The organism is Saccharomonospora piscinae, assembly GCF_005862235.1.
Lineage (GTDB): Bacteria > Actinomycetota > Actinomycetes > Mycobacteriales > Pseudonocardiaceae > Saccharomonospora > Saccharomonospora piscinae.
In genome coordinates this window covers 169,997-189,802 of record NZ_VCEK01000005.1, presented here as the reverse complement: position 1 = coordinate 189,802, position 19,806 = coordinate 169,997, and the positions used below count along the sequence as shown (strand labels likewise).

15 protein-coding genes and 1 riboswitch are annotated in these 19,806 nt (G+C 73.9%); of the genes, 7 read left to right on the top strand and 8 right to left on the bottom strand.

Going from position 1 to position 19,806, the window contains the following annotated elements; all coding sequences use genetic code 11:
• Nucleotides 1–32: 32 nt before the first annotated feature.
• Nucleotides 33–2,075: a magnesium chelatase subunit D family protein gene (locus tag FFT09_RS20315; protein WP_138383680.1), complete on the bottom strand. Its 2,043-nt coding sequence runs from the start codon at nt 2,073–2,075 to the stop codon at nt 33–35.
• Nucleotides 2,076–2,083: 8 nt separating this feature from the next.
• A riboswitch (adenosylcobalamin (AdoCbl) riboswitch) is annotated at nt 2,084–2,232 on the bottom strand.
• Nucleotides 2,233–2,256: 24 nt separating this feature from the next.
• On the opposite strand from FFT09_RS20315, the gene cbiE reads away from it, so the two are divergent.
• Nucleotides 2,257–3,453 (top strand): precorrin-6y C5,15-methyltransferase (decarboxylating) subunit CbiE, encoded by a 1,197-nt coding sequence (gene cbiE / locus FFT09_RS20310; RefSeq protein ID WP_244231438.1) that lies wholly within the window; start codon nt 2,257–2,259, stop codon nt 3,451–3,453.
• Nucleotides 3,450–4,208 carry a precorrin-4 C(11)-methyltransferase gene (gene cobM / locus FFT09_RS20305; RefSeq protein ID WP_138383679.1) on the top strand — a complete coding sequence of 253 codons (759 nt, stop codon included), beginning with the start codon at nt 3,450–3,452 and terminating at the stop codon, nt 4,206–4,208. The genes cbiE and cobM overlap by 4 nt, the downstream gene beginning before the upstream one ends.
• Before the next feature lie 52 nt (nt 4,209–4,260).
• On the opposite strand, the gene FFT09_RS20300 is transcribed toward cobM, so the two are convergent.
• A complete protein-coding gene (locus tag FFT09_RS20300; protein ID WP_138383678.1) occupies nt 4,261–5,058 on the bottom strand; it encodes an NAD(P)H-dependent oxidoreductase in 798 nt (265 codons plus the stop codon).
• An 80-nt stretch (nt 5,059–5,138) separates the two neighbouring features.
• On the opposite strand from FFT09_RS20300, the gene FFT09_RS20295 reads away from it, so the two are divergent.
• Nucleotides 5,139–6,104 (top strand): AraC family transcriptional regulator, encoded by a 966-nt coding sequence (locus FFT09_RS20295; protein WP_138383677.1) that lies wholly within the window; start codon nt 5,139–5,141, stop codon nt 6,102–6,104.
• Nucleotides 6,105–6,143: 39 nt separating this feature from the next.
• On the opposite strand, the gene FFT09_RS23390 is transcribed toward FFT09_RS20295, so the two are convergent.
• Nucleotides 6,144–7,214, bottom strand: coding sequence for a cobalt-precorrin-5B (C(1))-methyltransferase (locus FFT09_RS23390; RefSeq protein WP_244231437.1), 1,071 nt, complete (start codon nt 7,212–7,214; stop codon nt 6,144–6,146).
• A gap of 9 nt (nt 7,215–7,223) precedes the next feature.
• On the opposite strand from FFT09_RS23390, the gene FFT09_RS23385 reads away from it, so the two are divergent.
• Complete coding sequence (locus tag FFT09_RS23385; protein WP_244231436.1) at nt 7,224–7,973, top strand: cobalt-precorrin-6A reductase; 750 nt, start codon at nt 7,224–7,226, stop codon at nt 7,971–7,973.
• Nucleotides 7,974–8,002: 29 nt separating this feature from the next.
• On the opposite strand, the gene FFT09_RS20280 is transcribed toward FFT09_RS23385, so the two are convergent.
• The 5 genes from FFT09_RS20280 to FFT09_RS20260 all read right to left on the bottom strand — a co-directional run bounded on the left by FFT09_RS20280 (nt 8,003) and on the right by FFT09_RS20260 (nt 12,175).
• A complete protein-coding gene (locus tag FFT09_RS20280) occupies nt 8,003–8,386 on the bottom strand; it encodes a type II toxin-antitoxin system death-on-curing family toxin (protein ID WP_081194273.1) in 384 nt (127 codons plus the stop codon).
• Nucleotides 8,383–8,586, bottom strand: a complete 204-nt coding sequence (locus FFT09_RS20275) for a ribbon-helix-helix protein, CopG family (RefSeq protein WP_208544473.1) — start codon at nt 8,584–8,586, stop codon at nt 8,383–8,385. Before FFT09_RS20275 ends, FFT09_RS20280 begins: the two co-directional genes overlap by 4 nt.
• A gap of 165 nt (nt 8,587–8,751) precedes the next feature.
• Nucleotides 8,752–10,305: a precorrin-2 C(20)-methyltransferase gene (locus tag FFT09_RS20270; protein WP_081194269.1), complete on the bottom strand. Its 1,554-nt coding sequence runs from the start codon at nt 10,303–10,305 to the stop codon at nt 8,752–8,754.
• A complete protein-coding gene (locus FFT09_RS20265; protein ID WP_244231435.1) occupies nt 10,302–10,955 on the bottom strand; it encodes a precorrin-8X methylmutase in 654 nt (217 codons plus the stop codon). Before FFT09_RS20265 ends, FFT09_RS20270 begins: the two co-directional genes overlap by 4 nt.
• The gene (locus tag FFT09_RS20260) at nt 10,952–12,175 is read right to left on the bottom strand and encodes a precorrin-3B synthase (protein WP_244231434.1); all 1,224 of its coding nucleotides are present in this window, start codon (nt 12,173–12,175) and stop codon (nt 10,952–10,954) included. The genes FFT09_RS20265 and FFT09_RS20260 overlap by 4 nt, the downstream gene beginning before the upstream one ends.
• A 122-nt stretch (nt 12,176–12,297) precedes the next feature.
• Here FFT09_RS20260 and cobN point away from each other — a divergent pair, with 122 nt between their 5' ends.
• The 3 genes from cobN (at nt 12,298) to FFT09_RS20245 (ending at nt 19,782) form a co-directional block, all read left to right on the top strand.
• On the top strand, nt 12,298–15,894 hold the full coding sequence (gene cobN, locus FFT09_RS20255; RefSeq protein WP_138383674.1) for a cobaltochelatase subunit CobN: 3,597 nt from the start codon (nt 12,298–12,300) through the stop codon (nt 15,892–15,894).
• Nucleotides 15,884–16,684: an adenosylcobinamide-GDP ribazoletransferase gene (locus FFT09_RS20250; RefSeq protein ID WP_138383673.1), complete on the top strand. Its 801-nt coding sequence runs from the start codon at nt 15,884–15,886 to the stop codon at nt 16,682–16,684. Before cobN ends, FFT09_RS20250 begins: the two co-directional genes overlap by 11 nt.
• Before the next feature lie 77 nt (nt 16,685–16,761).
• Entirely contained in the window at nt 16,762–19,782 is a 3,021-nt protein-coding gene (locus tag FFT09_RS20245; RefSeq protein WP_138383672.1) for an arabinosyltransferase domain-containing protein, read from the top strand.
• Nucleotides 19,783–19,806 lie beyond the last annotated feature (24 nt).

The window sequence follows — 19,806 nt, the reverse complement described above, 5'->3', positions numbered from 1 at the left end:
GGTCGGGCTTCCCGACGACCACACCATCCTCGTCACGAAGCCCTCCTGTATCGCTCAGTCCGCTCGGTCCGCTCGGTCCGCTGCCGCACCTCGCCCGCCAGTGCGTCGGCGCGGACGTCGCCCAGCGGCACGTGTTCCGCGCCGAGATGGTCCGCCAGCCGGGCGGCCAGGCCGAGCCGCATCCGCCCGCTCTCGCAGTCCACGACCACGCTCGCCACGCCCGACTCGGCCAGCAGCGCCGCAGCCTGCTGGGAGCGCGCCACCGCGTCGGGGCCACTGGTGGCTCGCCCGTCGGTGACCACGACCAGCAACGGACGGCGGCGCGGATCACGCAACGCCTCCACCCGCAGCACCTCGGCCGACCGCAGCAGCCCCTCGGCCAGCGGGGTGCGGCCTCCGGTGGGCACGTCCTCCAGCCGCGCCGCGGCGGCCTCCACGCTGGCGGTCGGCGGCAGCACCAGCTCGGCGGGCCGCGCGCCCCGGTCGCGGAAGGTCACCAGTCCCACCTTGTCGCGCCGCTGGTAGGCGTCGAGCAGCAGCGACAGCACGGCGGACTTCACCTCGCGCATCCGCGACCTCGCGCCCATCGAACCGGAGGCGTCGACGCAGAACAGCACGAGGTTGCCCTCCTTGCCCTCGCAGCGCGCCCAGCGCAGGTCCTGCGCCCGCAGCGCGGGCCCCGGTCCGGTGTGCTCGCGGGCCCGCTGGTGCGGCGCGGCGGCGGCGACGGTGGCCACCAGGTGCGGGCGCGCACCGCGGGGCCGCACCTGTCCGGGCCACACACCCACGACGCGGCCGTCGTCGGTGGTGGCGCGGGAGCGACGGCCGTGGGCTCCGGTTCCGGTGCCGTCCACGGTGAACAGTTTCGACCGATACGGCGAGCCGGACCCGACGCGCTGTTCGCCACCGCCCCCGGCCTCACCGTCGTCGGGCGGCGGAGGTCCGGCAGCGTCACCAGAGTCACCGGCATCACCGGCGTCACCGGAGTTCCCGGTGTCGGAACCCGGCTCCCCCGGCCCGGAGTCGTCCTGGCCGCCACCGGGCGGGTCGGGGTCGGGGTCCGGTTCGGGGTCGGCACCGAGGGCGTCGTCGAGGGTGTCCTCGTCGAGCCCGGGCGCGTCGAACGGGTTGCGCCTGCGCCGGTGCGGCAAGGCCAGGCGCGACGCGACGCGGATGTCCTCCGTGGTCACGTGCGTGCGCCCGCACCACGCGGCGTGGGCGGCGGCGGTGCGGGCGGTGACGATGTCGGCCCGCATGCCGTCCACCTCGAACGCCGCGCACACCTCCGCGACGCGCACCAGCACGTCGTCGGTCAGCTCCACCGACGGCAGCAGGGCACGGGCGGCCGCGATCTCGGCGGCCAGCGCGGCCTCGCTGCCGGTGTAGCGGGCGGCGAAGCCGTCGGGGTCGGCCTCGTAGGCGAGCCTGCGGCGCACCACCTCGGCACGCTCGGCGGGCTCGCGGCTGGCGGCGACGTCCACGGTGAGCCCGAACCGGTCGAGCAGCTGCGGTCGCAGCTCGCCCTCCTCCGGGTTCATGGTGCCGATCAGGACGAACCGCGACCGGTGGGTCACCGACACACCCTCGCGCTCCACCGTGACGCGCCCCATCGCGGCGGCGTCGAGCAGCGTGTCGACCAGGTGGTCGGGCAGCAGGTTGACTTCGTCCACATAGAGCAGTCCGCGATGCGCGGCGGCGAGCAGTCCCGGCTGGAAGTCGGTCACGCCGTCCCGCAACGCGCGTTCCAGATCCAGCGATCCCACGACGCGGTCCTCGGCCGCGCCGATCGGCAGCTCCACCAGCCGCGCGGGCCGGGTCCTCCCGGTTGCGCCGTCCGGGTGAGGCCCGTCCGGGCACTCCGCGTCGGGCTCCGCCGGATCACACGAGAACCGGCAGTCGCGCACCACGGTCACGTCGGGCAGCAACCCGGCGAGCGCGCGCACCATCGTCGATTTCGCGGTGCCTTTCTCGCCCCGCACGAGCACGCCGCCCACGGCGGGCGCCACGGCGGACAGCACCAGAGCCAGCCGCAGATCGGCCATGCCGACCACGGCGGTGAAGGGATACGGCCGCACAGCTCTCCCAACGCCAGCGTGGGTGTCCTCGCCCACGTCACCAGCAGTTCCAAGGCGGACGCCGAAGCTCTGACTCCCGGCGCGAGGCCGGTCACAGTGGCGGGACCGTCCCGGATTCACACCGGGTTCCACGACGACCGCGCACCGATCATCGCACACACCTGAACTACAGTGGCCGATCGTGACGATTGTCGTAGTGGGGATTCCGGCGGACGGCTGGGCGGGACTGCCCCCGGCCGCGCGCACGGAACTCACCCGCTGCGACGTGCTGCTGGGCGGGCGGCGCCAGCTCGACCTCGTCCCCGACACCGGCGCCGAGCAGGTGCCGTGGCCGAGTCCCCTGCTGCCCGCGCTGGACGGCCTGCTCCGCGAGTACGCCGGGCGCCGGGTCGGGGTGCTCGCCAGCGGTGATCCGCTGCTGTCGGGCATCGGCGGCACGCTCGTGCGCCGCCTCGGAGCAAAGGCCGTGCGGGTGGTGCCGTCGGTGTCATCCGTGGCGCTGGCACGGGCCCGGCTGGGCTGGCCGGCCGACGGTGCCGAGACAGCCGAGGTCGTGCGGATCACCGGCACCGACGTGTCACCCGTGCTGCGCGCGGCGGGCGACGGCGGCCGGGTGCTCGTGCTCAGCGCCGACGGCGACACGCCGGGTGCGGTGGCGGACCTGCTGGCGCGCCACGGATTCGGCGACAGCAGGCTCACGGTGCTGGAGAACCTGGGCGCGGCCGACGAACGCAGGCTGGACGGCCTGGCGCGCGACTGGGCCCACCAGCCCGTCGCACCACTCAACGTGCTGGCCGTCGCCGTCGCGGGGCCCGAAGCCCCGCCGCTGACACCCGGCCTGCCGGACGACGCCTTCGCCCACGACGGCCAGCTCACCAAGTCGCTCGTGCGCGCCACGGCACTCGCCGCACTGGCGCCCCGGCCGGGCGAGTTGCTGTGGGACGTGGGGTCCGGCTCCGGCAGCGTGGCCGTCGAGTGGGCGCGGCTGCATCCCGCCAACCGCGCCGTGGCCGTCGAGGCGCGCGCCGACCGGGCCGAGCGCATCCGCCACAACGCCGAACGGCACGGCGCGGCTGTCCGCGTCACACACGGCAGCGCCCCGGGCGTGCTGGGCGAGCTGCCCCGGCCGGACGCGGTGTTCGTCGGGGGCGGGGTGAGCGAGCCGGGCCTGCTGCCCGCGTGCCACGACGTCCTCGGGCCGGGCGGCAGGATCGTCGCCCACGGCGTGACCATCGAGGCGGAGCGGGCGCTGGCCGAGGCCCACACCGCCTATGGGGGCGAGTTGACCAGGTTGTCCGTTCAGCGCGCGGCCCCACTCGGGACCTTCACGAGCTGGGAACCCGCGCGCCCCGTGACCCAGTGGAGCGTGCGTGTATGACCGTGCATTTCATCGGTGCAGGCCCCGGAGCCGCCGACCTGATCACCGTGCGAGGGCGCGAGCAGCTCGCGCGCTGCGGAGTGTGCCTGTATCCGGGGAGCCTGACCCCGACCGACCTGCTCGCGCACTGCCCCGACGACGCGCGGCTGATCGACACCGCCGACCTGACTCTCGACGAGATCATCGACGAGCTGGCGCGGGCACACGCCGACGGGCACGACGTGGCCCGGCTGTGCTCGGGTGATCCCGCCGTCTACAGCGCGGTAGCCGAGCAGATGCGCCGCCTCGACGCGGCGGGCGTGCCCTACGACGTCACGCCGGGCGTGCCCGCGTTCGCCGCCGCCGCGGCGGTGCTGGGCCGTGAGCTGACCGTGCCGACCGTGGGCCAGAGCGTGATCCTCACCCGGGCCCAGGCGCGATCGACGTCGATGCCGGACGGCGAGACGCTCGCCACGCTGGGCGCCAGCCGCGCCACGCTGGTGCTGCACCTCGCCGTCAACCGCATCGAGCAGGCCGTGTCCGAGCTGCTGCCGAACTACGGCGCCGACTGCCCGGCCGCCGTGGTCGCCCACGCCACCCAGCCCGGCGAGATCGTGGTGCGCGGCACCCTCGGCGACATCGCACCCCGCCTGCGGGAGGCGGGTATCACCCGCTCTGCCGTGATCATCGTGGGCGCGGTGCTGGCCGCGGAGAAGTTCCCCGACAGCTTCCTGTACTCGGTGGGCCGGGAGCGGGCGGGCCGCGAGGCGGGCTGAGGACCCGGACCCCGGAACCGTCAGCGGCGCGTCTGCCTGTGGCTCTGGATTCTCAGTCCGCGTAGTGGATGGACAGGTCGGTGCGTCCAGGGTGGATGTCCTCACGCAGGGCGCGGCTCTGTCGGCCGTAGTCGCCGTCCAGCAGCCGGCGATACGGTCGGCCTCGCTCGCCGGACAGGCCGATGATCCGCTTGCCGAGTCGCTCGGCCTGCTTATGACGTCCCGCGCTGTCGACGCCGTCCGCGTCGTGGACCACGTGCAGGTCCAGCGCTTCGATTCCCACGTACCAGAGGGCCCCGTGAGTCAGGGGGAACAGCAGCGATTCCAGGTCACCGCTGACACCGCGCGGTCCCAGGGTGCGCTGATCATCGCCGGCGGTGACGATGATCAGCGCCTTGCGACCCAGCAGAAGTCCGTCCCCGTATCGACGCGGCAGACCTGTGGTCTCGTCGAACTCGCCCTGGGCGAATCCGGTTTGCAGCACGCGATCCAGCCACCCCTTCAGCATCGCCGGAGGTCCATACCACCAGAGGGGAAACTGGAGTACCAGCAGCTCGGCGGCGGCCAGCCGCTCCTGTTCCCGTCGCACTTCGGGTTCCACCTCTCCCCGCGCATAGGCCCTGCCCGTCAACTCGGCGAGGTTGCCGGGGGTTTCGGAGAGGCTTCCCAGGTCGCGCTCGCCGAGCACCGGGCTGAACTTGTCGGCGTAGAGGTCGGAGACGGTCACCTCATACTGCTCGGCCAGCGCAGCACGTCCCGCGCGGAGCAGGTGCCGGTTCAGCGAATCCTGTCGGGGGTGGGTGTAGACCCAGTGAGCACGGCCGGGGGTCGGTGCGTGGAACGTGGTCATGCGTCCAGCACACCTGAATTCCGTGAGACGGAGAATGGCCTGTGGTATCAGATCGATAATCCAGCGTCTAAGCTGGCGTCGTGGACACCCTGACCGATGTGCTCAACCACATCCGCTCGTCCGGAGCACTGCTGGGCCGGACTCTGGCGAACCCACCCTGGTCGGCCACGTTCGCGGAACGGGCCTCCCTTTCCCTGGTCACGATGCTGCGCGGCGAGGCATGGATCGTGGACGGCAGCGCTTCCTACCGGCTGGAGCCACACGACATCGCCATCGTCGTGGGGCCTGCTGCCTTCGATGTGACCAGCGACCCCGACGCAAGCCCCGCGCCCCTGTACATCCAGACCGAGGCCGGGATCTGCCTCGACGATGCGGGCGATACCGCCGACAGCATCGGGCTGGGCACGCGCACCTGCGGAACCCAACTGGATGCCGATGACGCCATGCTGACGGGATCCTTCACCGTCGCGGGACGCGTAGCCGACCGGCTGCTGAGCGCCCTACCGCGAGTGGTCGTCGTACCGCGGGGCGCCCAGCGCACCGCGGGACTGCGACTGCTGGAAGCCGAGATCGCCCGCGAGGAGCCCGGTCAACAGGCGGTTCTGGACCGGCTGCTGGATCTGGTGCTGGTAGGCGCCCTGCGGGACTGGTTCGCGCTCCCCGACGTGCAGGCCCCCGGCTGGTACCAGGCGGCCTCGGATCCGGTCGTGGGGACCGCGCTCGCGGCCATCCACGACACGTATGACCAGCCGTGGACCATCGAGCTGCTGGCTCGTCAGGCGCACGTCTCGCGAGCGACGCTGGCACGGCGGTTCACCGAGCTGCTGGGAGAGCCGCCGATGTCCTATCTGGCCGGGTGGCGGCTGTGCGTGGCCGCCGATCTTCTCGAGCGAGGCGACATCACGGTCGAATCCGTCGCGCGCGAGGTCGGCTACTCCAGCGCCTACGCCCTGAGCGCGGCCTTCCATCGCGAGTACGGAGTGCGCCCCAGCCAGTACCGTCGCGACATCGCCAGGCGAAGCGAGCTCGTGGCCCAAGCCGGATAGTGGCGCCGTCGCACCTTCCGGTTCCCGGGTTCCTGACGCTCACGGTCCGGCGCGGCCGACGATGGTGCCCGCGCGGTCGATCGCGACCACGTCCACCGCGACGGGCGCTCCGGCCAGCACGTCCAGCGCGGTGGCGCGCGCGCCCTCGGCGACGAGGTCGCCCAGTGGCACCCCGCGCTCGCCTGCGAGTTCCAGTGCGTGCAGGGCGGTGTTGGCCCCGGCCACGGCGTCGGCCAGCGCGTCGTCCCCCGCCTGCCGCGCGAGCGCCGCGAGCACGCCGAGGTCCACCTGCGAGCGCTTCGAGTGCAGGTCGAGATGGCCCGCGGCGAGCTTGGACAGCTTGGCGAACCCGCCTGCCAGCGACAGCCTCGGCACCGGATGACGGCGCAGGTATTTCAGCACCGCGCCCGCGAAGTCGCCCATGTCGAGCAGCGCCGTGTCCGGCAGGCCGTGCAGCTCGGTGACCACCTTCTCCGACGTGCTGCCCACGGCGGCGGCGACGTGCTCGTGCCCGAGCGCCCGCGCCACGTCCACACCTCGGCGGATGCTGTCGATCCACGCCGAGCACGAGTACGGCACCACCACGCCCGTGGTGCCGAGCACCGACAGCCCGCCCACGATGCCGAGGCGCGGGTTCCAGGTGTGCCGTGCCAGCTCCTCGCCGTCCGGCACGGAGATCTCCACCACCACGTCGGCGGCGGCGCCGTGCTCGGCCGCGACCCGGCGCACCGCGTCGGTCATCAGCTCGCGCGGCACCGGGTTGATCGCCGGTTCGCCCACCGCCAGCGGCAGGCCACGCAGCGTGACGGTGCCCACGCCGGGGCCCGCGCGGAACGTCACCCCGGTGCCGGGCTCACCGCGCCGCACGGTGGAGACCACCAGCGCGCCGTGGGTGACGTCCGGGTCGTCGCCCGCGTCCTTGATCACCCCGGCACTGGCGTGGTCACCGCGCAGTTCCTCGGTGGCCAGCGCGAAACCCGGCCGCCTGCCTTTCGGCAGCTCGACCGGCACGGGGTCGGGGAACTCACCGGTCAGCAACGCGGTCCAGGCGGCCGTGGTCGCCGCCGTCGCGCAGGCACCGGTGGTCCAGCCGTAGCGCAGTTCGGTCACACTCTCACCGTGTCCAGTATCGCCCAGCACGTCCTCGTCCTCGGCGGCACCTCCGAGGCCCGCGCGCTCGCCGCCGCGCTCGTGGCCGACGGCGTCCCGGTGACGTCGTCCCTGGCAGGCCGGGTGGCCGCGCCCCGGCTACCGGAGGGCACGGTGCGGGTGGGCGGCTTCGGCGGCCCGGACGGGCTGGCACGGTGGCTGGACGAACACCGCGTGACGGCGGTGGTGGATGCCACCCACCCGTTCGCCGACCGCATCTCCGCCTCGGCCGCCGCCGCGTGCGCGAGCACGAGCGTGCCGCTGCTGCGGCTCGCACGACCGGGCTGGCGGCAGGCCGACGGCGACGACTGGCACTGGGTCGACGCGCTGGCCGACGCGGCGGCGCTCGTGCCCCGCCTCGGTTCGCGCGCGTTTCTCACCAGCGGTCGGCAGGGACTCGCGGCGTTCGCGGGCGTCACCGGCGTGTGGTTTCTCGTCCGCTGCGTCGACCCGCCCGGCCCGCCGCTGCCACCCCAGGCCGAGGTGCTGCTGCGCCGTGGCCCCTACCACGCCGACGACGAGGAGTCGCTGCTGCGCGAGCACCGCATCGACGTGCTGGTCACCAAGGACAGCGGCGGCACCCTTACCGAGGGCAAGCTCGTCGCGGCCCGGCGGCTCGGCCTGCCCGTGGTCGTGGTGCGCCGCCCGCCACGCCCGGAGGTGCCGACCGTGGCCGACGTCGAGGCCGCCCGCACGTGGGCCGCGACCCCGGCGCGCTGAGATCGACCCGGGCGGGGACGGTGTGGCGCTCACCACCTGTGTGTTCGGCTCCCCTGTTCGAGGTGCTTGGCGATCACTGCGACATCGTCAAGTTCACCAGTAGCCACCGACATGACGAGTTCGTACGCTTCGTCATTGGACAGGGTCATAATGCGACCATTGACACCGAGAAACGCGACGGTGGCAGCCAAGGCGAGGCGCTTGTTCCCATCGATCAGGGCGTGATCGCGGGCGAGCGAGTGCAGCAACGCCCCAGCCTTCTCCGCCAGCGTCTTGTAGGCATCGTTGCCGAAAACGGTGGCTTGCGGCCTTGCCAATGCCGCCTCCAGCAGCCCGTGATCGCGGACCGTCACATCGTGACCGAGTGTTCGCCGTAGCACGTGCAACAGTTCGGGCATCCGCAGATAGATCATCGACCTAGGCGCTCCAGCGCTTCGGCGTAGCGCGGCAGTCCCTCGTCGAGCACCCGGTCGAGAAGTTCAGCTCGACTATGGTTCTCCACGTATTCGCGGATTGCCTCCCGAGCGACCTCGTGCATCGACCGTGACTCGAGCTCGGCCTGCTGGCGCAGCGCCACCGATTCGTCTTCCGTGAGACGCAATGTCATAGGCATAGCACAATGGTATCAGATCTGATACCGCGAGGGTGTCAGTCAGGGAGCGAATCGCAGGCCGAACCACTTCAGTTCGCCCACATTCGCGGGCTAGTCGGACACGGGGCGTTTCTGCTGGACCTCGGCTCCGTAGCATCCGCGTCGTCCTCGCTCATCGCCACCTCCTCACTCCGGAGGGTAGCTGCGCGGCGTCCACACCAGCCGGGTGCCGTCGCGCTGCTCGCGGACGCGGGTGCGGGACGACCCGACGATGACCAGGCACCGCATGTCCACGGCCTCGGCGTCGAAGCCGGCCAGGGTGTCCACCCGCACCGACTCCTCGTCGGTGCCGACCGCGCGGGCGAGCACCACGGGCGTGCCGGGATCACGGTGTTCCAGCAGCACCCGCCGGGTGGTCTCCACCTGGTCGCGGCGGCTGCGGGAGGCCGGGTTGTAGAGCGCCACCACCAGGTCGGCCTCCCCCGCCGCCCGCAGCCTGCGCTCGATGACCTCCCACGGCTTGAGCCGGTCGGACAGCGACAGCACGCAGTAGTCGTGGCCCAGCGGGGCACCCACGCGCGACGCGGCTGCCGAGGCGGCGGTCATGCCGGGCACGACCCGCACCGCCACGTCCGCCCAGCGCGGGTCCTCCGCCCGCTCCAGCACGGCCGAGGCCATCGCGAACACGCCGGGGTCGCCCGACGACACCACCGCCACCGTCGCGCCGTCGCGCGCGAGGTCGAGTGCCTCGGCCGCGCGGTCGGCCTCCACGCGGTTACCCGAGGCGTGCCGCCGCTGCCCCGCCCGCTGCGGTACCCGCGCCAGGTACGGGCCGTAGCCCACCAGGTGCTCGGCGCGGGAGAGTTCGCGCTCCGCCTCGGGCGTGGCCCAGTCCGGCCCCGCCGGGCCGAGGCCGACGACCACGACCTCGCCCGCCGTCTCCGATGTCGTCGACGTCTTCGAGGCCGCGGCAGCCGCCGACTCCGGCGCACCCACGGTCTCGCCACGCCGTTTCGCGGCGGCGGCGGGGCTGGGCACCACGGCCACGGAGAAGTACGGCACGCTGCCCGCGTCCACCTCCGCGAACGGCTCCACCCGTTCCGCCCGCCAGGTGGCGCGCTCGACGTAGACGGCCTCGTCGAGCCTGCCCGCCTCGGCCAGCGCGTCGCGCACCCCACCGAACGTGCGGCCGAGTTTGAGCACGGCGGCGGCGTCGGTGTCGGCCAGCCGCCGGGCCAGCTCCGGCGCGGGCAGCGTTCCGGGCAGCACGGTGAGCACCTCGTCGCGCTCCACCAGCGGCGCGCCGATCCGCGCCGCCGCCCCGCTCACCGACGTCACGCCGGGCACCACCTCGGCGGGATAGGTCCCGGCCAGCCGCTCGTGCATGTGCATGTAGGAGCCGTAGAAGAACGGGTCGCCCTCACACAGCAGCACCACGTCGCGGCCCGCGTCGAGGTGCGAGGCGAGCCGCTTCGCCGCCCACTCGTAGAAGTCCGCGATCGCGCCCTCGTAGCCGCCGGGATGGTCGGTGGTCTCGGTGGTCACCGGGTACATCAGCCGTTCCTCGTGCTGGCCCTCCCGCAGGTACGGCTCGGCCACCGAGCGGGCGATGCTGCGGCCGTGCCGGGCGCAGTGGTAGGCGACCACGTCGGCCGCACCGATCAGGCGCGCCGCGCGCACGGTCAGCAGCTCGGGATCACCGGGACCGAGTCCGACCCCGTAGAGCGTGCCGGTGCTCACATCTCCTCCTTCGTCGCGATCGCGTTCACGGCCGCGACCGCCATCGCGCTGCCGCCCCGCCGCCCGCGCACCACGAGGTACGGCGCGGGCGCGGCCCCGGCCAGCGCCTCCTTGGACTCCACGGCTCCGACGAAGCCCACCGGAACCCCGATGATCGCGGCAGGGACGCCCGCGCCCTCACCGAGAAGTTCGAGCAGCCGGAACAGCGCGGTGGGCGCGTTGCCGATGGCCACGACCGCGCCGTCGAGCCGGTCGCGCCACAACTCCAGCGCGGCGGCCGACCGGGTGGTGCCCAGGCGCTCGGCCAGCGCGGGTACGCGGGGATCGGAGAGGGTGCAGACCACGTCGTTGTCCGAGGGCAGCCGCTTGCGGGTGATGCCGCTGGCGATCATCTGCGCATCGCAGAGCACCGGGGCGCCCGCCTCCAGCGCGGCGCGGCCCGCCGCCACGACGTCGGCGGTGTAGGCGAGGTCGCCGACCAGGTCGACCATCCCGCACGAGTGGATCATGCGGACCGCGACGGTGGCCACGTCGCCGGGCAGCGCGGCCAGGTCGGCCTCCTCCCGGATCGTCGCGAACGAGTGGCGGTAGATCTCCGCGCCGTCGCGGAGGTAGTCGATCGAGCCGATCGCGTCAGTCGGGTCGGTCACAGCGTGTCCCTCGTTCCCTTCAGCCTTGCGGCGAGTTCGTCCACTCCGACGAGAAGCCCGTCGATCCGGTATCCGTCGTCCTCGGCGAGGACGTCGACGTGCGGTCCCCGGGGCCGCCCGCAGCGCCGCTCGCACCCGCTCACGTGAGCGGGGACCGCGCCCGCGTCACCCAGCTCGGGCAACGCGGCGGCGGTTTCCGTGCGCACGTCGCGCCGCGACTTCGCGCAGGCGGGTGCGCCGACGCAGGCGCTCACCCTCGCACGGGCGTCGGCGGCGTCGACCGCGAAACCGAGGGCGGCGAGCTCGGCGGCGGGCACACCGCGCACCACGAGCGAGCGCCACGGAGTCACCAGCAGCGGCGTGGCACAGCGGCGGCCGAGCCGCCGCACCGTCTCCGCGCTCAGCCGCCCGAACGCGGGAGCCGCCACCACGGCGTCACCGGCGTCACCGGCGTCGTCGGCGACACGGACGGGCCCGGGTGGCGGCGGCTCCGTTCGCGCGAGCCCGCCCGGCCGCTGCGACGCTCCGGCGGCCAGCGGCCGTACCGCCTCGCGCACCGCCGCGCGGGCCTCGTCGTCGAGTTCGGCCACCCGCCATGCCGTCCCGCGCACCACGGCGAACTCCGAGGCCGCCCGCACGAGCGCCGCCACCGCGTCCGGGCACCGGACGCGCAGCCCGCAGTCCTGCCCCGCCAGCAGGAGCGCACCGAGAGTGCCCCCGGGCGACGCCCCAGGAGACACCGCCTGCCAGCCGACGTCGGGACGCTCGGCGGCCACGTCGCCACGCCCGTCGTCGAGCGCGAACAGCACGCGCCCCGGCAGCTCCGCGAGGCCGGGTGCGGCGCAGATCGCCGCGTCCAGGCGTGGCACGAGCGCGCGGACGTCGCACCGGCCCCCGGCCAGGCCGCTGAGTGGGGAGGCCAGGACGTTACGCACCCGCTCGTGGGTTGCGCTGGGCAGCAACCCCGCCGCCGCGAGCCGCCCGGCCAGCTCGCTCGCGTCGCGCACGCCGCGCAGCTGGAGGTTGCCCCGCGACGTGAGGTGGATCTCACCGTCGCCGCACTCGTCGGCGCACTCCGCGAGAAGCCCGGCCTGCGCGGGCGTCAGCACGCCGCCCGGCAACCGCACCCTCGCCAGGGCTCCGTCAGCGGCGTCGTGCGTGGCGACGACACCGGGGCAGGCATCGGCGCGCGAGTCACGCGATCGGGGGACAGGGATCACGGCCCCCACTGTAGAGCGTCGGATGGGGGCGCCGGGGCCGCGCGTGAGCCGTCACCCACCGAGATCACCTTGACGCCACGACTGCGCAGCCACGACAGTGAAGCGGATAAGGGAGGGCCGACGTGTTTGTTCTGCTGTCCACATCGGACACCGATTTGCTCAGTGCGCGTGCCAGCGGTGCCGGATACCGCCTGGCCAATCCCGCCAGGCTGGACCTCGCCGAGCTACCGGAGCTGCTGCGGGATGCCCCGATCGTGGTGGTGCGCATCCTCGGCACCGAACGCACGTGGCAGGAGGGCCTTCGCGCGGTGCGCGACAGCGGCGCGCACGTCGTCGTCCTCGGTGGTGAGCAGGCCCCCGACGCGGAGCTGATGGCGCTGTCCACCGTGCCGGCGGGGATCGCGACGGAGGCGCACGCCTACCTCGCCCACGGTGGTCCGGACAACCTCACCGAGCTGCACCGGTTCCTGTCCGACACGCTGCTGCTCTCGGGCGAGGGCTTCGCCCCGCCCGTGCCGCAGCCGGACTGGGGGATTCTCGACGGCTACCCGGCCGACGCGGGCCAGGGGCCGGTGGTCGCGATCCTGTACTACCGGGCACACCACCTGGCGGGCAACACCGCGTTCGTCGAGACGCTCGCCGAGGCGGTGCGCTCCAAGGGCGGCAGGCCGCTGCCGATCTACTGCGCGTCGCTGCGGTCCCGCCCGCCGGAGATGATGGCCGAGCTGCGCGGTGCCGACGCGCTCCTGGTCACCGTCCTCGCCGCGGGCGGCACCCGCCCCGCTGGCGCCTCGGCGGGCGAGGACGACGAGTCGTGGGACGTGGCCGAGCTGGCCGCGCTCGACGTGCCGACGTTGCAGGCGCTGTGCCTGACCAGCGACCGCGCCACCTGGGAGGACAACGACGACGGTCTGTCCCCGATGGACGCGGGCAACCAGATGGCGGTGCCCGAGTTCGACGGCAGGCTCATCACCGTGCCGTTCTCCTTCAAGGAGACCGACACCGACGGCCTGCCGCGCTACGTGCCCGACCCCGAGCGCGCCGCCCGGGTCGCCGGGATCGCACTGGCCCACGCCCGGCTGCGGCACACATCACCCGAACGGCGCAGGGTGGCCGTCATGCTGTCGGCCTACCCGACCAAGCACTCCCGCGTGGGCAACGCGGTCGGGCTGGACACGCCCGCATCGGCCGTGGAGCTGCTGCGCCGCATGCACGCGCGGGGCTACGACTTCGGTGAGGACGGTGTCGCCGCGCTACCCGGCGTCGCACCGACTGGCACCGACCAGCCCGACGGCGACGCGCTGATCCACGCCCTCATCGAAGCGGGGGGTCAGGACCCGGAGTGGCTGACCGAGGAGCACCTCGCGGGCAACCCGATCCGCGTTCCCGCCGCGCGCTACCGGGAATGGTTCGCCGCCCTGCCGGACGAGCTGCGCGAGGCGATGGTCGAGCACTGGGGCCCGCCGCCCGGCGAGCTGTACGTCGACGGCGACGACATCGTGCTGGCCTCCCTGCGGGCCGGAAACGTCCTGCTGATGATCCAGCCGCCGCGTGGGTTCGGCGAGAACCCGGTGGCGATCTACCACAACCCCGACCTGCCGCCGAGCCACCACTACCTCGCCACCTACCGCTGGCTGGAGGAGGAGTTCGGCGCGGATGCCGTGGTCCACCTCGGCAAGCACGGCTCGCTGGAGTGGCTGCCGGGCAAGAACGCGGGGCTCTCGGCCGCCTGCGCGCCCGACGCGGTGCTCGGCGACCTCCCGATGATCTACCCGTTCCTCGTCAACGACCCGGGCGAGGGCGCGCAGGCGAAGCGGCGGGCCCACGCCACGATCGTCGACCACCTCGTGCCGCCGATGGCGCGCGCCGAGACCTACGGCGACATGGCCCGGCTGGAGCAACTGCTCGACGAGCACGCCAACATCGCCGCGATGGACCCGCCGAAGCTGCCCGCGATCCGGCAGCAGATCTGGACTCTGATCCAGGCGGCGAAACTGGACCACGACCTCGGCATCGACGAGCGCCCGCACGACGCCGAGTTCGACGACTTCCTGCTGCACGTGGACGGCTGGCTGTGCGAGGTGAAGGACGCGCAGATCCGCGACGGCCTGCACGTGCTCGGCGAGGCGCCCACCGGCGAGCCGCGTGTCAACCTCGTGCTGGCGATCCTGCGTGCCCAGCAGATCTGGGGCGGCACCCACGCCGCGTTGCCGGGACTGCGCAGCGCACTCGGGCTGGCCGACGGCGCGGCGACCGCCGAGGTCGACGCCGTGGAGGCCACCGCACGGTCGCTGGTGGAGGGCATGGAGGCCCGCGACTGGGCCGTCGAGGCCGTCGACGGCGTCGACGGCGTCGCGGCCGGGCACCCCGCCGCCGTGGCCGACGTGCTGCGCTTCGCCGCCACCGAGGTGGTGCCCCGGCTGGCTGGCACCTCCGGCGAACTCGACGCCGTGCTGCACGCGCTCGACGGCGGCTACATCCCGGCGGGACCGAGCGGGTCACCGCTGCGCGGGCTGGTCAACGTGCTGCCCACGGGACGCAACTTCTACACCGTCGACCCGAAGGCCGTGCCCAGCAGGCTCGCCTGGGAGACCGGCAGGGCGCTGGCCGACTCGCTGCTGGAGCGCTACCGCGCCGAACACGGCGAGTGGCCGCGCTCGGTGGGACTGTCGGCGTGGGGGACCTCGGCCATGCGCACGGCGGGCGACGACGCCGCCGAGGTGCTCGCCCTGCTCGGCGTGCAGCCGGTGTGGGACGAGGCTTCGCGCCGCGTCACGGGCATCGAGGCGATCCCGCTGCCGGAGCTGGGCAGGCCGCGCGTGGACGTCACACTGCGGATCAGCGGGTTCTTCCGCGACGCCTTCGGGCACGTGGTCGACCTGCTCGACGACGCCGTGCGGTTGGTGGCGGGGCTCGACGAGCCGGACTCGGAGAACTTCGTGCGCGCCCACGCCCGTGCCGACCTCGCCGCGCACGGCGACGAGCGGCGTGCGACCACCCGGATCTTCGGCTCCAAGCCCGGCACCTACGGCGCGGGCCTGCTGCAGCTCATCGACGCGGGCAACTGGCGCGACGACGCCGACCTCGCCGAGGTCTACGCCGCCTGGGGCGGCTACGCCTACGGGCGCGGGCTGGCCGGTGCCCCGGCGCGGGAGGACATGGAGCGCTCCTACCGGCGGATCGTGGTGGCGGCCAAGAACACCGACACCCGCGAGCACGACATCGCCGACTCCGACGACTACTTCCAGTTCCACGGCGGCATGGTCGCCACGGTGCGGGCCCTCACCGGCAGCGCACCGGCCTCCTACGTGGGTGACAGCACCACCCCCGACTCGGTGCGCACCCGGTCGCTGGCCGAGGAGACGGCACGGGTGTTCCGCGCCAGGGTGGTCAACCCGCGCTGGCTCGCGGCCATGCGGCGGCACGGCTACAAGGGCGCGTTCGAGATGGCCGCCACCGTGGACTACCTGTTCGGCTTCGACGCCACGGCCGGGGTCGTCGACGACTGGATGTACGAGCGGCTCTCCCGCGACTACGTGCTGGACAAGCAGAACCAGGACTTCCTGGCGCAGTCCAACCCGTGGGCGCTGCGCGGCATCGTGGAACGGCTGTCCGAGGCGGCCGAGCGCGGACTGTGGTCCGAACCCGATCCCGAGCTGCTCGAGGCGATGCGCGAGGTGTACCTGCGGATCGAGGGAGATCTCGAAGATGGCCGCTGAGGCGCCGCGCGCCGCAACGTCCGCCCCGGGCAGGCGGGTCCTCGCCGACGGCGCCCTGATGGCACTGGGCACGCTGACCGCGTGGCGCGTGCCCGCGCCGCGTGCCATCGACCGCGCGGTGGGCGGCGTCGCGATGCTGCTGGCACCGATGGCGGCGATTCCGCTCGCCGTGCTCGCGGGCCTGGTGGTGTACACCGGCGACGTGCTGGGTCTGCCGCCGCTGCTCACCGCCGCCCTCGCCGTGGGGTCGGTCTGCCTCGGCAACCGGGGCCTGCACCTCGACGGGCTCTCGGACACCGCCGACGCGCTGGCCGCGTCCTACGACCGCGAACGCGCGCTGGAGGTCATGCACCGCGGCGACGCGGGCCCGATGGGCGCCGCGACGCTGGTGCTCGTCCTGCTGGCGCAGTGCGCCGCGCTGGCCGGTGCGGTCGCGTCCGGGCACGGCGTCGCCGCCGTCGTGCTGGCACTGGTCGCCAGCCGCGCGGTGGTACCGGCCTGTTGCGCGCGCGGGGTGCCAGCCGCCCAGCGTTCCGGGCTGGGCGTGATGGTCGCGGGCACCGTGCCGCCGCTCGTCGCGGTCACGGTCGGCGTGGTGCTCGCGGCAGTGGCCGCGCTGCTGCCCGGCCTGCCGTGGTGGCAGGGACCAGTCGCGGTCGTGCTCGGGTTCGCCGCGGCCGGCGCGCTGCTGCACCGCTGTGTGACGCGGTTCGGCGGCATCACCGGCGACGTCCTCGGGGCGTGCATCGAAGCCGCCGCGCTGGCGATGTTCGTCGGGCTCAGCACCTGACCCGCACCTGACGAGGGTCACCCGGGCGGTGTCCGTCGCGCCGAAAACCCGGAAGCGCGCGGCTAGCGTGAACTGCCATGGAGCTGTCGCAGGCCGCCGTCCGGGACGGCCGCCTGCGACGGACGGCCACCGTCTCGGGGCTCGTCGCCGTGCTGTGCGCGCTCGCGTTCCCGTTCCTGCCCGTCGTGCAGGACAGCGCCCGCATCACCTGGCCCACCGGCGGTGACACCACCGCCGTGAACACACCGCTGGCCGGGTACTGGGCGCTCGACGCGCGCGCCGAGCTGCCCTGCGCCGCCGTGCGCTCACTCGACGCGCGCACCTCCGGCTCCGCGCTGCTGCTGGCGACGGTCCCGCCCGCGCGCGAGGACTCCGGGGTGGGGTTGCGGCTGACCGTCAGCGACGGCGAACTCGCCGCCGTCAACCGGGGCGAGCAGGTGGTGCGGCTGACCTTGCCCGACCGGGGCTGTGACGTCGGGGTGCTCTCCGACCCGGGGAGCACGACGATCACCGTCGGCGGTGTCCCGGCCTCCCGGCAGGACGGCGACGTGCGGCCCCGGATCATCGGCGTCTACTCCGATCTCGACGGCGCGCGCGATCCCGTGGCCGGAACCACCGTGTCGATCACCCCGGACACGCGGTACCAGTCGTCGCCCACGCCGACGAAGGGCGCCGTCGCCCTGCTCGGCGTCGTCGCGGCCCTGCTGTGTCTCGGTGCGGTGAACCGGCGCGACGCCCTGCTGGCCCGCCGCGCGCCCCGGTGGGCGGCCGGCGGCTGGTGGCGGCCCACCGGCCGGGACCTCGCGGTGATCGGGGTGCTCGGCGCATGGGTGTTCATCGGCCCGGTCACCTCGGATGACGGCTACATCCTCACGATGGCGCGCGTCGCCGAGGACGCGGGCTACCTCACCAACTACCACCGCTGGTTCGGGGTGGCCGAGGCACCGTTCGGCTGGTTCTACCACGTCTACGAGCTCCTGGCGCGGGTCAGTGTCGCGCCACCGTGGATCCGGCTGCCGTCGTTCCTGCTCGGGGTGGTGAGTTGGCTGCTGGTCAGCAGGGCGGTGCTGCCCCGGCTGGGCGCGCCCGTGCGCCGCAGCCGCGCGGCGGGCTGGGCCGCCGCCACCGTGTTCTGCGTGTGGTGGCTGCCGTACGACAACGGCGTGCGACCCGAACCGGTCGCCGTGGTCGGCTCGCTGCTGGCCCTCTGCGCGGTCGAGCGCGCGCTCGCGACCCGGCGACTGCTGCCCGTCTGCCTCGGGGTGGCGGTGGCCGCGTTCACCCTGGCCGCCACCCCGACCGGACTCATCGCCGTGGCGCCCTTCCTCGTCGCGGCGCGGCCACTGCTGACGCTGGTGCGGCACCACACCCGGCACGGCCGGGCGGCCACGCTGGTCCCGCTCGCGGCGTCCGGGCTGCTCGTGCTGCTGGTGGTGTTCGCCGACCAGACCTACGCGAGCGTCACCGAGGCCATCCGGCTGCGCGACCGGGTGGGGCCGAGCATGTCGTGGTACGAGGAGCTGGCCCGCTACCAGCTGTTGTTCGGCCAGGGCGCCGACGGCGCGCTGACCCGGCGCTTTCCCGTGCTGCTGCTGGTGCTGTGTACGGCGACGTGCCTGGCCGTGCTGCTGCGGCGGGGCCGCATTCCCGGGGCCGCGCTGGGGCCCAGCCGCAGGCTCATCGGCACGGTCGTCGTCTTCTTCGTGCTGCTGGCGCTCACCCCGACGAAGTGGACCCACCACTTCGGCGCGTTCGCCGCCGTGGGCGCCGCCATGGCCGCGTTGACCGCGCTGGCCACGAGCGCCTCGGTCCTGCGCTCGCGCCGCAACCGCGCCGCGTTCCTCGCGGGGCTGCTGCTCGTGGCGGCGGCCTCGGCGACCGGGCCCAACGCGTACTGGTTCGTCTCCCAGATCGGCGTGCCCTGGTTCGACCGGCCACCGGAACTCGGCGGCGTCACGCTGGCCACCCTGCTCACCATCGCCGCCGTGCTCGCCGGGCTGATCGCCTTCGCGGAGCACGTGCGCGCGGGCAGACCCGGCGCCCCGGCCCGCCCGGAACGCAGGCGCGCGGCACTGGGCCGGGGCTCGGCGGCCATCGTGGTGATCTGCGGGCTGGTGGTGCTCGCCGAGATCGGCAGCATGGTCAAGGTGATGGCCGAGCAACGGGGCACCTACAGCCTCGGCGCCGCCAACCTCGCCCACCTCACCGGCCAGCGGTGCGGCCTCGGCGACGAGGTGATGGTGGAGCGGGACCCGGCGGCCGGGGTGGCCGATCCGCTGCCCGGCTCCACCGCCACCGGCAACGGCTTCCACTCCCGCCCGGTCGGCACCGACGACCCGCTGGACGGCCCTCCACACGGGTTCACGGCCGAGGCCACACCGATGTGGAGCAGCTACCGAGCCGGCGACACCGACGACACCGACGGGGTCCCGACGGGACGGCTGCACTCCGCCTGGTACCCGATCGGCGGGGCGGGCCAGGTGGTCGTCGCCGTGGCCGCACCGCAGGGTAAGGCGACCGGAGCCGAGCTGGAGTTCGGCAGCCGCACCGGCGACGAGGTGCGGCCCCTCGGCACCCGGCCGGTACTCGCGCCGGGCGCGGGCAGCGGAGAGTGGGAGGACGCGCGGGTCTCGCGCGCCGATATGCCACGCGAGGCCGACGCCGTCCGCGTGGTGCTGACCGACGACGACCTCACCGAGGACGGCTGGATCGCGGCGGCCGCGCCCCGCACACCGACGTTCACCACGCTGACCGGCAAGGTCGGTGACGCACCGGTGTACGTGGACTGGCCTGCCTCGTTCGTGTACCCGTGCGTGCGCCCCGCCACGATCCGCGACGGCATCCTGGAAGTACCCGACTACCACCTCACGGCGGGTCCGCTGGCCGACGAGGCGGGATGGGCCAGCGCCGAGGCCGGTGGCCTGCGCGGCGTGCTCGACGAACTCGCGGCGAAGCCCGAGATCCCCGGCTACCTGGCCGGCGAACCCGAGCAGCCCTGGGGCGCACTGTACGCCGTGCGCCCCTACGAACCCGGTACCACGCCGACCATCCACCGCAGCAGCCACGTCCGCCCAGGCTGGTGGACCCCACCCCCGTAACCGTGTCCGCAGCCTGCGTAGCCG

What these genes read in the sequence shown, in the direction of transcription:
- FFT09_RS20280 (WP_081194273.1), bottom strand. Translation starts at nt 8,386, where the DNA reads ATGATCTATCTGCGGATGCCCGAACTGTTGCACGTGCTACGGCGAACA.
- FFT09_RS20245 (WP_138383672.1), top strand. Translation starts at nt 16,762, where the DNA reads ATGGAGCTGTCGCAGGCCGCCGTCCGGGACGGCCGCCTGCGACGGACG.
- FFT09_RS20250 (WP_138383673.1), top strand. Translation starts at nt 15,884, where the DNA reads ATGGCCGCTGAGGCGCCGCGCGCCGCAACGTCCGCCCCGGGCAGGCGG.
- cobM (WP_138383679.1), top strand. Translation starts at nt 3,450, where the DNA reads ATGACCGTGCATTTCATCGGTGCAGGCCCCGGAGCCGCCGACCTGATC.
- FFT09_RS20275 (WP_208544473.1), bottom strand. Translation starts at nt 8,586, where the DNA reads ATGCCTATGACATTGCGTCTCACGGAAGACGAATCGGTGGCGCTGCGC.
- FFT09_RS20300 (WP_138383678.1), bottom strand. Translation starts at nt 5,058, where the DNA reads ATGACCACGTTCCACGCACCGACCCCCGGCCGTGCTCACTGGGTCTAC.